We start from the raw sequence: 12,777 nt of genomic DNA on the forward strand, positions 1-12,777 counted from the left end.
CGCAGCCGCCGCCCCGGTGCCTCCGCGCAAGGGCTGGCGCGGGCTCCTGCGCGAGGAGGCAGGCTGCTGGGGTCACGCGCTGCGCACGGCGTCGGCCGCGTCCCTCGCGCTCTGGATCGCGCTGCGGCTCGACCTGGGAGCGCCCGGCTCCGCGGCGATGACCGCCGTCCTCGTCTCGCTCCCCACCGCCGGACAGTCCCTGGAGAAGAGCCTCGCCCGGCTCCTCGGGACCGCCGTCGGCGCCGGGGTGGCGCTGCTCCTCGTGATGGCTCTCGCGCCGGAGCGGGACCTGTTCATCCTGGCCCTCTCGGCCTGGCTGGCGATCTGCGTCGCGGGCTCGGCCTGGTACCGGCAGAAGGCGGCCTACGCCGGGATGCTCATGGCGATCACCGCCTGCTTCGTCGGGCTCCCCGGCTTCCAGGCCCCCGAGCGCGCCTTCGACCTCGCCGTCGACCGGCTCACCGTGATCTCGATCGGCGTGATCTGCGGCGGGCTCGCCACGGCCCTCGTGTTCCCCCGCGCCTCGCGCGACGACGCGGTCGCAGCGGTGCGGGCTGCGTTCCGCGACTTCGTCGCCCACGCCTCGCGCTGCCTCGCGGGTCAAGGCCGGCGGTCGGAGGCCGAGGTGCTCGATCGGCACTTCGTCCGCCAGACGATGAACCTCGAGTCCGCCCGGATCTCGACCGCTTTCGAGGAGCCGGAGCTTGCACGAACCCGGCGGCTCGACGGCTTCATCAGCGCCTTCATGCTGTCGTCCACGACCGCTCGCGCCGTCGAGCACCTGCGCGCGGACCTCCGGGCGCGCGGCCAACACGCGGTGCTCGCGGCGCTCCACCCGGTCGCGGAGCGGCTCCTCGCGGCGCTGCGCGTCCCCGGCGAGCGCGCGCCAGCCAGCGCGGCGGAGGCAGCACCGGTCGCCGAGACCCTGGACGCGCTCGCGGCGCGCTGGGGGGCGCACGCCGACGAGGCCCGCGGCCGGCTCGGGACGTCCGTCCCACCCGTCGACCGGCTCGCGCTCGACGGCGCCCTCGCCCTGCTCCGGCAGCTCGTCCGTGAATCGCGGGAGCTCGCCCGGACCTACGCCGACCTGCGGGCGCCTCCGGGCGGCGCCCCGCTCCCGGCACGCCCGCTGTGGCGCCGGCCCGACACGCTGGGCGCCGCCGTGGCGGGACTGCGCGCGGCGTTCACGTTCCTCGTCGTCTGCGCGCTCTGGATCCTGACCGCATTTCCGGACGGTGAGTTCGCGGCGACGACGGCGGCGGTGGGGCTCTCGGTCTTCCAGGCGACCCCGAGGCCAGTGACGTCCACCCGGAGGGAGCTCATCGGGTACGTCCTGGTCTTCCCCATCGCCTTCGCGGCGTGCGCCTTCGTGCTCCCGGCGATGCAGGGGTTCCCGCTCCTCGTGGCCGGGCTCGCCCCGTTCCTGCTCGTCGCAGGCTATCTGACCGCCCGTCCCGCGACCGCGGCGTTCGCCTGGCCGGTCACCGCCCTCTTCTTCATGTCGCTCCGGATCACCGAGCGGACGACCTACGACGTGGGCGCGGTGATGAACACCACGCTCGCAGCCATGCTGGGGATCGCGGTCCCCCTGGTGAGCTTCGCGGTGGTGCTGCCCAGCGAGAGCCGCGTGCGAGCCGCCCTGCTCGAGCGGGCGCTGACCCGCCAGCTCCGCGCCGCTCTCGGCCGGCGGCGGTCACACTCGCGGCACCGGTTCGAGGCGGCCGTCCGGGACCTCACGCTCGAGCTCGCGGACCTGCCGGGCGCCAACGCCGACGAGCGACGCCGTCGCGTCCTCCACGGGATCCGCGTCCTCGAGGCCGGCCACGCGGCGCTCTCCCTCGCGGCCCTCAGCGGGCGCGGCGCGCTCCGCGCCTGGAGCCCCGAGATCGGCGCGGTCCTGGAGGCCTCCGTCCGCGCGCTCGAGTCGCGCCGCCCGGGTGATGCCGCCCGTGCGCTCGCCGCGCTGGAGGCGCTGGGCGCCCGCGTGGACGCTGCCGCCGCCGCGGCACCCCGGGCGACCCTCGTCGCGCTCCGCACCAGCGGCTGGCTCCTGCGCCTGGCGGTGGAGGAGCACGCCGGCGCCCCCGCCGCGGGCGCCGGCGCTCCCACCCGTCTCCCCGAGGTGATCCATGCCGCGTGAGCTCGAGCTGTTCGGCGTGCTCTTCCCGACGTTGCTCCTCGTCTTCCACGTCGCGGCGATCACCTTCTGGTTGCTCGACCGCGCGCTGGCGCGAACCGGGCTCTACCGGCTCGTCTGGCACCCTGCCCTCTTCCGCGCGTCCGTGCTCGCCGTTCTCTTCGGCGGCCTCGGGCTCGCCGTCTACCGCTGACCCCAGGAACCCGTCGCCATGTGGAAGGCCATCCTTCGTCCCACCCTCACGCTCGTCGTCCTGGCGCTGGCCGTGCTCGCCGGCCGCGCGCTCTGGAGTCACTACATGTACGCGCCGTGGACGCGCGACGCCCGCGTCCGCGCCGACGTGATCGCCATCGCGCCCGAGGTGGGCGGCCAGGTGCTGGACGTCGCCGTCGTGGACAACCAGATCGTCCGCAAGGGCGACGTCCTCTTCGCGATCGACCCGGCGCGCTACCGGCTCGCCGTGCAGCAGGCTCGCGCGGCGCTCGCCGCGACCCGGACCGAGCGGGCGCAGAAGCGCGCCGAGGCGCGACGTCGGGCCGCGGTGGACACCACCGTGGTCTCGAGCGAGAGCCGCCAGTCCGCGCAGTCGACAGCGGAGGCCGCCGACGCGCGCGCGCAGCAGGCGGAGGCGATGCTGGCGGCCGCCGAGCTCGACCTCGAGCGCACGAAGGTCCGGGCTCCGGCGGACGGCTGGGTGACGAACCTGACCGTCCGCCCCGGGAGCTTCGCGGTCGCCGGCCACCCCATGCTGGCCGTGGTGGACGCGCGCTCGTTCCGGGTGGAGGCGTACTTCGAGGAGACGAAGCTCGGCAGCGTGCGCCTCGGCGCGCCGGTGGACGTCCGCCTCATGTCCGGCGGCGCCCGGCTCGCCGGTCACGTCGCGAGCATCGCCCGCGCGATCGGCGACCCCGAGGTGGAGGGCCTCCTCTCCAACGTGAACCCGACGTTCCACTGGGTCCGGCTCGCCCAGCGGATCCCCGTGCGAATCACCCTCGACGAGATCCCCGAAAGGATCATGCTCGCCGCCGGAATGACCTGCACCGTGATGATCCATCCGGGCGGCGAGCTGGCGGCGGCCGAGTGACAGGAGCCGCCGGCTCGGCAACGACGTCGCGTTCCAGGGCTCGGGGCGCGGGCGCACCGTGTCTCCGAAGAACGCTGGGATCGTGTACGCTGCGAGTCCGGAGGGAGGCTCCATGTCCCGGATCTCCTGCCTGCTCGCGATGACCCTCTGCGCAGCATGCTCCGGCCCCCGCGCCCCCACGACGCTCTCCCCGCGGGTGCCCGCGTCCGCCGAGGAGGTCCACCGCGACGCCCTCGTGGTCGACCTGCACCTCGACACTCCGCAGCGGCTCCTCGACCGGCACTTCGACCTCGGCGAGCCGCTCCGCGATTTCGGCCAGGTGAATCTCGAGACGCTCCGCCGCGGGAACGTCGGCGCCGTCTTCTTCGTGCTCTGGCACGCGCCGGAGCTACCGGAGTCCGGCGCACACGCCCGCGCGCTCGCGCTCGCGGAGGCCGTCCGCGCCCAGGTGGCGCGCCACCCCGACGCGCTCGTCCTCGCGGAGAGCGCCGACGAGATCGTCGCCGCCCGGCGCGCCGGGAAGATCGCAGTGCTGCTCGGGCTCGAGGGCGGCGAGGCGCTCCGCGGAGACGTCGGCGAGCTCTCGCGGATGCACGCGCTCGGCGTCCGTTACGTCGGGCTCACCTGGAACGCGCACACCGCCTTCGCCGACGCGGGGAAGCCGGACACCCCCCGGCACGGCGGCCTCTCCGCCCTGGGCCGCGCCGCGATCGCCGAGATGAACCGGCTCGGCATCGCCGTCGATCTCTCCCACCTCTCCGACGCCTCGGCCGCGCAGGCGATCGCCGTCAGCAAGGCACCGGTCCTCGCGACGCACTCGTGCGCCCGCGCGCTCGCCGACCACCGCCGGAACCTGCCCGACGACCTCGTCCGCGCCGTCGCCGCGAACGGCGGCGTCGTCGGCGTCAACTTCCACTCGGCCTTCCTGGACGCCGCATACGCCGCGCGCGTCGCCGCCGCCGAGAAAGCGCACGCGCCCGAGCTCGAGGCGCTCACCCGATCGCTCGAGAACGCCGACCTCGCGACGAGGATGTGGTCGCCGTTCCTCTTCGAGATGCGCCTCGGCTACGAGCTGCCGCGCCCCCCGCTGTCGGTGCTCGTCGACCACGTCGAGCACCTCGTGGAGGTGGCCGGGGTGGATCACGTCGCGATCGGGACCGACTTCGACGGCGGCATCGTCCCGCCCGCGGGCATCGACTCGCCGGCCGACCTGCCGGAGCTCACCGCCGCGCTGCTCGACCGCGGCCACTCGCCCGACGACGTCCGCAAGATCCTGGGCGGCAACTTCCTGCGTGTGCTCCGCGACGTCGAGCGCGTCTCCCGCGAGCTGGGCGGAAGCGCGCGGTAGGCTCTCAAATAGTAGAGGAGGCGGCGCGCACGACGCGCTCGTGGCGCACGCCGAGCCGGGGGAACGCGCCCGTTACGGGCGCGTCCCACAGCGACTCAGGCGAAGTTCAGGACGAGGACGAGGACGACCGCGAGGATCCCTCCGATTCCGACCGTGAGCTTCGTCCCAAGCGACCAGGTGCTCCAAGAATTGTTGGTTGTCATCTGACTCCTTCTCTCGCCGCAGTATCGCGGCCGTAACCACCATGTGCCTATTTCACGCGCCGCGATAGCCGCGTCGCGAGATGGTGGCCCGATGGGGCGGATGCGAGCGATCGGTTCGAGCCGTCCGCAGCTTGATCGCGAACCGCGCGTCGAGCGCCTCGAGCGCATTCGTGATGAGGAAGTCGAAGGTGTTGACGTTCGGTGTCGACTGCCGCCCGGATTCGCGTCGAATCATCGGTCGCGGTGACGACCACGGCGAACATGAGTCCAGGCGCCGAGATCCCCGCGCACCGGAGCCGCCCACGCGCGAGTCGAATCGGTCGCGGTTCGCTCGCCCGACTGAAGGAGTCCGCGGGCAGCGTCGCGTCGGCTCGCGTCGAAGACCGACGTGGACCTTGGCGCGACTACCGCCGACCGGCCGCCGCCGCGGCGGCTGCGCGAACGATAAGCGCCCGCTCTTCACGGGAGTGTGCTGCGAGGACTCGACTGCTCGCTCGGGCGCGGGTGGAGGCGTGCCCGCGGAGTGGAAGACCGTGCGCATCCTCTGGCCTGCGTCCTCGAGGCATGCGCCGGCGAGCGCCGCCGCCTCCCCGCGCGGCAGCAGAACGCTCGCCAATCACTTGGGTCTCACCCGTCCGCGCTGTGCGGTTTTGGTAACGTGGGGCTGCGCAACCGGCGTCGGGATGGAGGGCGCAATGCGCACCGCGGTGTCACTGGGGCGAGGTGTCGCGCCGACCACGCCGATCCGGACGCCTGACCAGCACCTGCGCGTCTTCATCAGCTCGACGCTCGACCTGATGCCGGAGCGCAGGGCGGCGCGCGCCGCGGTGGAGCGGCTCCACCTCGCGCCGGTGATGTTCGAGCTGGGGGCGAGGCCGTACCCGCCGCGTGCGCTCTACCGCGCATATCTCGAGCAGAGCGACGTCTTCGTGGGGATTTATGCGCGCCGCTACGGCTGGACCGCTCCCGAGGAGACGGTGAGCGGGCTCGAGGACGAGTACGCGCTCTCGGGTGATCGGCCGAAGCTGCTCTACGTCGAGCGGGCATGCGACCGCGAGCCGCCTCTCGACGCGCTGCTCGAGCGCATCCGTCAGGAGGACCAGACCTCGTACAAGGAGTTCGACAGTGCCGACGAGCTCGGGAGGCTGCTCGAGGACGACCTCGCGACGCTACTCAGCGAGCACTTCGACATTTCGGGCGCGATGCCGTCGCGCGAGCCGGAGCCCGCCTCGCGCCTGCCCGTCTCCTCCACCTCGTTCGTCGGGCGCGAGGACGCCATCCACGAGGTGCGAGCGCTCCTGTGCGCCGGTCGGGCGCGGCTCGTGACGCTCACCGGGCCGGGCGGGATCGGCAAGACGCGCCTCGCGTTCGAGGCGGTGCGAGGGCTCTCGTGCCGCTACCGCGACGGCATCACTCCGGTGTTCCTCGAGGCGGTGGCCTACCCCGAGGAGGTGCTCGGGGCGATGGCGGAGGCGCTCGGGGTGGCGGACACCCCGGGCCTGTCGCGCCTCGAGATGCTGGTCGCCTATCTCCGCGACCGCAGGGTCCTGCTCGTGCTCGATAACTTCGAGCACGTCATCGACGCCGCGCCGCTGGTGGCGAAGCTTCTCGCCACGGCGCGCGGGCTGCGAGTCCTCGTCACGAGCCGTGAGCTCCTCAACGTGCGCGGCGAGCACGGGTACGAGGTGGGCCCCCTCAAGCTGCCGGACCCGAGCTGCGGGTGCGACCTCGGCGCGGTGCTCGGGTCGGAGTCGGTCCGGCTGTTCCGCGATCGCGCCTGCGCGGCGCTCCCCGGGTTCGCGCTGGACGAGCAGAACGCCGCGGCGGTCGTGGAGATCTGCAGGAAGCTCGAGGGGCTGCCGCTCGCGATCGAGCTCGCGGCCGCCCGGGTCCGGATGCTGCGCGCGTGCGAGATCGCCTCCCGCCTCGATCGGCGCCTCGGCTTCCTCGTCTACGGGCCGCGGGATCTGCCGGAGCGGCAGCGCACGCTGCGCGCCACCATCGCCTGGAGCCACGGCCTGCTGTCGGAGGAGGAGCGCCGCGTCTTCTCGAGGCTGGGTGTGTTCCGCGGAGGGTTCACCCTGGAGGCGGCCGACGTGGTGTGCGAGCCGGGCTGCGACCTGCTCCAGGTGCTCTCGTCGCTGCTCGACAAGAGCCTCGTGCGCGGCGGCGACGGCCGCGCGGGGAGCGTCCGGTTCACCATGCTGGAGAGCATCCGGGAGTTCGCGCTCGAGCAACTCGGCGCCGCGGGCGAGGAGGAGCCGGTCCGGCGCCGGCACGCCGCTTGGTTCCGCGAGTGGGTCGTGCAGTGGTGGCTCGCGTTCGAGCGGGACCTGAGCCGCGAGCCGGAGCTCGCCGCGAGCGTGTCGGACGAGCTCGACAACGTCCGGGCCGCGGTCCGATGGCACCTCGATGCGCACCAGCCCGGCGTCGCGGCGGCGATGGGTCTCGCCCTGTGGCCCTTCTGGTGGATCCGGAGCCACTTCACGGAGGCGCGGAGCTGGATGGAGGAGGTGCTCCGCTCGGAAGGCTTGGCCCCCCGGGATCGCGCGACCGCGCAGCTCGTCATCGGGCTCGCGGCCGTCGGGCAAAACGACTACGCGGCGGTGGCGCGGACGCTTCCGCCGGCGCGCGCGGGGCTGCTCGAGGCGGGGGACGAGATCGGAGCCGCCATCGCTTCCGTGCCCCTCGGCCTCGGGCAGTGCCTCGCCGGGGACGCCGCCGGAGGGGAGGCCGCCATCCGGGAGGCGCTCGAGACGTTCGAGCGCTCGCACCACCCGTTCGGCGTGTGCTTCTCCCTGATCGTGCTCGGGCGCGTGCTCATGCTCCAGGGTCGCCTCGAGGACGGCATCGCCGCCGACGAGAGCGCCGCCGCGCGCATGCGGAGCAAGGGCGAGCTCATGATCCGGAGCCTGAGCCTGCTCGCGCTCGCCTGGGCCTACGTCGGGAAACGGACGCCTCGAGCGCGCGGCCTCCGCGGTAGACGAGGCGCTGACGGTGCTCGCGACCCTCCAGAACCCGGAAGGCATCGCCCGCGCGCTCGACGTGGCCGGGGCGGTCGCGTTCGAGAGGGGAGTCGCGCGGACCGCGGCTCTCCTGCTGGGCGCGGCGGAGGGCACGCGCCGATCGGTTGGAGCACGGCCATGGCTCCTCGACGAGCCGGCCCGCTCCCGCCTCACCGCGCACGCCTGCGCGGCGCTCGGCGCGAAGGCTTTCGAGGCCGCCCACGCCGAGGGCGTGGCGCTCCGGGGCGCGCGCGCCGTCGCAGTCGGACGCGCCGCGATCGTAGGTGCCGGCGCGGCGGGGTCCCAGGCGGCGGCGGGGTGAGGAGAGCTCGCTGAGTAGGTCGCTCCGCGCCCGATCAGAGCCGAAGAGAAACTCGGTCGCGCTCGCTTTCCGGCGCCGCCATGTGCTGTGCGCGAAGCGCAGAGCACCGGATCGCCTCGCACGTCGCGCTCCCACGGCGATCCTCCCCGGGTTCCCATCACTCCTTCAAACAGGCCCGGACTCCGCCAGCGATGAACGTCGTCTTATCGCACCACGTTGCAACGGGGTAATAGTCGCCCATCACTTCCTGGGCACACTTCCCTGCCTCGTCCACGGAGGAACGGTCCAGAGTACCCGTCAACACGAGCGCGAACGTGCAAGGGGGATCGGCCGCAACGGCATCCTGGACGGAGTGGTGAAAGTCGGGGGAAGGCAGCATGTTTCGGAAGAACAGCATCTTGGGATACTGCTCGTCGCCCCACGGCAGCCACCTGATGTTGGGCCTCAGCCAGGCCGGGCGCAGCAGATCGTCCGATATGACGATCGTGTAATAGCCACCCACGACATCGGCGGTCAGGTCGGTCACGCAGCCCACCGTCGGCACCGGCAACGCAAGATCGGCCTCGCAGATCGACCAGTACCGCAGGTCGACGGTGCGAAAACCCCGTGCCGGGGTCGCGATCGACGATCCGTGGAACGTGTCGGGAAACCCCGGAGCCTTCCCATGGATGACGATGATCCGCCCAGGCTGGTACGTGTCGCCCGGGAACATGCCCAGATACTTGTTCTCTGGATTTGGAAGCAGCGACGGTGGCGGGGCCGTCGGCGCCGCAAACCAGAGCCGGTCGGAGGTTGGCGTGCCTTCGATCACCGTCAGGTCGACCGGGAAGAGCCCTTGAAGAAGCGCGCTCACGTCGGCCAGCCTGTTGACCCGCAAGCATGGCTGCAACTGCTGACTCGCGCCGTTCCTCGTCACGGATACGGTGGGCAGTGGCACGCCGCCCATCAGGTTGTGACCGCCAAGGGATGGATCCGCGTCCGGTACGTACATCCGCAGGAGCAGCCAGGCAAAATCCGACGAAACCCTGATCGTATTCCCGGGAGGCTGGCCGGCGCGCGAGATCACGACCGTATACGTTGACCTCCCCCCGAATCCTGGACGGTTTCAGACCTTAGGAAACCTCACTGATGGTCTGAGCCTCCGTCCTGAGCTTGGTCGCGAACTCGGCTGGCGTCAGGTCGCCAATCGAGCTGTGAGGCCTGTTCTGGTTGTAGTCCCGCCGCCAGGCCTCGAGCTTCTGGCGGGCATCAAGTAAGCCCATGAAGAGCTCACCATTCAAGAGCTCGTCGCGCAGCCTCCCGTTGAAGCTTTCTATGAAGGCGTTCTCGACCGGCTTCCCGGGGCGGATGAACTGCAGTTGCACGCCGTGCCGGTAGGCCCAGGAGTCCATCGCCTGTGAGTAGAACTCGGAGCCATTGTCGACGGTGATGCTTTTCGGGTATCCGCGCTCGCCTGCCACCTCGTCGAGCAGCTCCGCAACGCGCTTGCCGGTCAGCGATACGTCGGCCGCGAGCAATGGGCACTCGCGCGTGAAGTTGTCGACGACCGTCAGGATCCGGAACGGCCTCCCGCCATCGAAGGTGTCCCGCATGAAGTCCATGCTCCAGCGCTCGTTGGGCGCGGTGGGCGGAGGCGGCACCACGCGCAGGTGGCTCGCGCGCTTCTTCCTCTTCTTGTACCTGAGGTTCAGCCCTTCCAACCGATAGAGGCGGTAGACGCGCTTGATGTTCACCTTCCAGCCCTCGCGGCGAAGCAGGACGTGAAGGCGCGGGTACCCGAACCGCGGCCGCTCCGCAGCGAGCTCGCGCAAGCGTGTCCGGAGCGGCGTCTGGTCCTTCGCCCGGCTCTTCCAGTAGAACGTCGACCGCCCGAGCCCGATGACCTGGCACGCCCGCTGCGCGCTGACGTTGAACGCGCCCATCAACCAGCGGGCGCGCTCTCGGAGCGCAGCGGGCTTTAGAACTTTTTTCGGAGGACCTCCTGAAGCATGTGCTTGTCCAGGGTGAGGTCCGCGACCAGGCCCTTCAGCCGGCGGTTCTCGTCCTCGAGCTGCTTCACTCGACGCATCTCGACGATGCCCATGCCCGCGTACTTCTTCTTCCACGAATAGAAGGTCTGCTCGCTGATGCCGAGCTTGCGGCACAACTCGGCGACGGGCACCCCGGCATCCACCTGCCGGAGCGCGAGAGCGATCTGCTCCTCCGTGAACCTCGACTTCCGCATCGGCGATCCCCTTTCCAGTGGGGCTCAGCCAAGCGAAGTTCTAAAGTCCGTTTCCGTCCAGTTTTCCGGGGGAAGGTCAACGTACCGTTGCCGGCGCCGAATTCGACGAACGGATTGACGCTGCCTGGATCAGGGGTGATCTCGGCGTCGTAGAGATCGCCATCGATGACGCCGGTCGGCGTCTTCTCGCTGTTCGTCTGGTAGGCGACGAACGAGAAGAAGCGGGCATGAGGATAGGTGCCCCTGAGCGTCATCGTGTCGTAGCTGGCGAAGGGCATGAGCCAGTATCGCGCGGCCGTGTCGGGTGATGTTGCGTTGCCGAATCCCTCCGGTGAAAGCTCGATCGGCCACGCACACTCTTCGACGTTCTGGGCGCGAGCGGCGCCGGGGCCGATCACGATCGCGCAAGTCACGAGAGCCGCGGGTATCCCCATTCGAGCGAGTACCTTCATGATTCCCTCCCCTTGATCGATTCGAGCGTTCGTCTCGGTCATGCGAAGCATGGCTACTCGGCGAGCCGGAACCAGATCGCGCGATCCGGGACGACGTCCTCGTGACGCGGGCCCGATCGCGTCACCGGGTTCAGGTAGGCGCGGTACCCGATCATCATGGAGTTCTCGAGGGGGATCCCATTCCCCGAGGGTTCCGGGAAGCCGTACGGGTTCGGGTCCGGCTCCGGCACGACGACGCGGTACGGATCCGTCCCGGCAGCCCGGGCCTTCCTCACGACGCGGACGGCGTAGAGATAGCGCGCCATCGGGTCGCCGGGGAGGTACTGCTCGGCGCTGCCGGCGAAGTCGTGGCTGTTCATGGACGCGACGCCGTTCCAGATCGGGTCTCCACAGCCGTTGAGGTAGCGCGGTGCGGCTCCCGGGTCCGGACACGGGTAGCGCACCCAGTCGCCGTACACGGCGAAGCTCGAGTACGTCGCGACTCCGATCGCGGCATGGTTCACGCCGTACACGACGACCATGTCGTCGTCGCCGAGCGTGAAGTCGGACGGCGCGCCGTCCTCCGCGGTCCTGAAGTACGGGGTGTCGGAGCTCTCGCCGGCGACGAAGGCGCGGAACGCGGGAGATGCCGGATCGTCCTCCAGCACGTCCTTCGAGTCCGCGAACCAGCGGACAGACTCGAACTGCCGCGACGACGTCGCCGCCGTCTGATCGAGGATCGCTCCCCCGAGTCGATCCAGTGCCTCCAGCAATCCCGGCACCAGGACGGTCTCGTGAGTGAAGGTCCGGTCTCGCCACGCGGGCGTCGGGAACGGCTCCAGCGTGGGAGCCACCCTCGGCGTTACCCGGTACACCCTGGCCCAGGAGTCGTCGTGCAGGTAGTGCCTCCCCTCGGCCTCGCTGGTGAAGTTCGCCGTCCGCAGCAGGAAGAACAGGGTGTCGGCGTCCTCGCCGATGCCCATCCTCAGCTCCTCCCCGGGCAGCACGTACGAGTTCAGCATCGAGGCGGGATACCCAGCAGCGCGGGCGCTCTTCGCGACGCGCTCGTAGATCCCCTCGTCCGCCGTGAACACCACGATGGTGTTCTTGTGGAACGGGTTTCCGCTCCCTTCGGTACGGATCCGCAGGTCGTTCAGCGGATCGCGGAGCGACGCGAATACCCAGTCGCCGGTCGCCGTCACCCGGACGCCCGGGTACCTCGCCCAGAGCATCGGACAGAAGCTGAAGTAGTCGCCTCGCGGCGGGGTCCGACCCGCGTAAACGATCGCCTCGTTCGGCGCCAGCTTGAAGGCGTCCGACGCCTCGTCGATCCCGCCCCCCTGGTCCGGGTGGGCGGGGACCACGAATCGCTTGTAGTACTGGGGAAAGTTGAACCCCGACGCGGAGTCGATGGCGTGCCGGTCGAGGGCGTCGATGGGGTCCACGAATGTCGCCAGCCCATCCTGGACGATGAAGCCTTCGGCCTCGAGCGCGGCACGGAACGCCCTCGCCCGTCCGCCGTCGACGCCGTCCCGCTTCTCGCGGCTCTCCGCAACAGGAGGCGTCGCCGACTGCGCTTCGGTGACGGTAGGTGATGTGTTCGAGGGCTCCTCACCGCCCGAGGAGCAGCCAGCGACCCCGACTGCCACCGCGACGGCGGCGCCGATGCCGAGGAGCAGTTGCCTGGAAGCCATGGAAACTCCCTCGCGGAAGACCCGCCGCCCGAGACGAGGCCGAGCGCGATCATCGTGAGTCCGCGAAGCGACCGCGTACATCGATTACGCGGGTTCTCGCGTTCGGGGCTACGTTCCCTTCGTCGAGTGCGAACGCGTCTCCACGCCTCGTGCCCGAGGCTCGCTAAAGCGCGAGAAGTGTCCGGACGACGAGCTCGCCGGTCGAGCGTGCGCACGCGTGAGCGAGTGGCACGACGCGTCGCACCCGGGCTCCGCAAGCAATTGGACCGACCCCGAGCTCGCCCCTCATGTCGGCGAGTGACGGGCGTGGCACGGGGCCTCTACCTGCC

8 protein-coding genes are annotated in these 12,777 nt (G+C 70.9%); 5 read left to right on the forward strand and 3 right to left on the reverse strand.

The genetic code is table 11. From position 1 onward, the window contains the following. Window positions 1-16: 16 nt before the first annotated feature. From MLV88_RS03145 to MLV88_RS03165, 5 genes are all read left to right on the forward strand, one after another. Window positions 17-2,140, forward strand: a complete 2,124-nt coding sequence (locus MLV88_RS03145) for an FUSC family protein (RefSeq protein WP_243336772.1) — start codon at window positions 17-19, stop codon at window positions 2,138-2,140. Continuing rightward, the gene (locus MLV88_RS03150; RefSeq protein WP_243336774.1) at window positions 2,130-2,330 is read left to right on the forward strand and encodes a DUF1656 domain-containing protein; all 201 of its coding nucleotides are present in this window, start codon (window positions 2,130-2,132) and stop codon (window positions 2,328-2,330) included. The genes MLV88_RS03145 and MLV88_RS03150 overlap by 11 nt, the downstream gene beginning before the upstream one ends. Before the next feature lie 18 nt (window positions 2,331-2,348). Continuing rightward, window positions 2,349-3,221 carry an efflux RND transporter periplasmic adaptor subunit gene (locus MLV88_RS03155; protein WP_243336777.1) on the forward strand — a complete coding sequence of 291 codons (873 nt, stop codon included), beginning with the start codon at window positions 2,349-2,351 and terminating at the stop codon, window positions 3,219-3,221. 112 nt (window positions 3,222-3,333) lie between these two features. Continuing rightward, the gene (locus MLV88_RS03160) at window positions 3,334-4,569 is read left to right on the forward strand and encodes a dipeptidase (RefSeq protein WP_243336778.1); all 1,236 of its coding nucleotides are present in this window, start codon (window positions 3,334-3,336) and stop codon (window positions 4,567-4,569) included. An 898-nt stretch (window positions 4,570-5,467) separates the two neighbouring features. Further along, window positions 5,468-8,113: a DUF4062 domain-containing protein gene (locus tag MLV88_RS03165; protein WP_243336780.1), complete on the forward strand. Its 2,646-nt coding sequence runs from the start codon at window positions 5,468-5,470 to the stop codon at window positions 8,111-8,113. A 143-nt stretch (window positions 8,114-8,256) separates the two neighbouring features. Here the strand turns inward: MLV88_RS03165 and MLV88_RS03170 are convergent, their stop codons facing one another. The 3 genes from MLV88_RS03170 to MLV88_RS03180 form a co-directional block, all read right to left on the reverse strand. Then, window positions 8,257-9,165, reverse strand: coding sequence for a hypothetical protein (locus MLV88_RS03170; protein ID WP_243336782.1), 909 nt, complete (start codon window positions 9,163-9,165; stop codon window positions 8,257-8,259). A gap of 46 nt (window positions 9,166-9,211) precedes the next feature. Then, a protein-coding gene (locus MLV88_RS03175; protein WP_243336792.1) for an IS3 family transposase occupies window positions 9,212-10,323 on the reverse strand; the annotation gives its coding sequence in 2 pieces (ribosomal slippage) (window positions 9,212-10,062 and window positions 10,062-10,323; 1,113 coding nt in all). Window positions 10,324-10,828: 505 nt separating this feature from the next. Further along, a complete protein-coding gene (locus MLV88_RS03180) occupies window positions 10,829-12,448 on the reverse strand; it encodes a hypothetical protein (protein WP_243336793.1) in 1,620 nt (539 codons plus the stop codon). Window positions 12,449-12,777: the final 329 nt, after the last annotated feature.

Origin of the sequence: Anaeromyxobacter soli, from assembly GCF_022808855.1 — a bacterium.
Taxonomy (GTDB): Bacteria; Myxococcota; Myxococcia; order Myxococcales; family Anaeromyxobacteraceae; genus Anaeromyxobacter; species Anaeromyxobacter soli.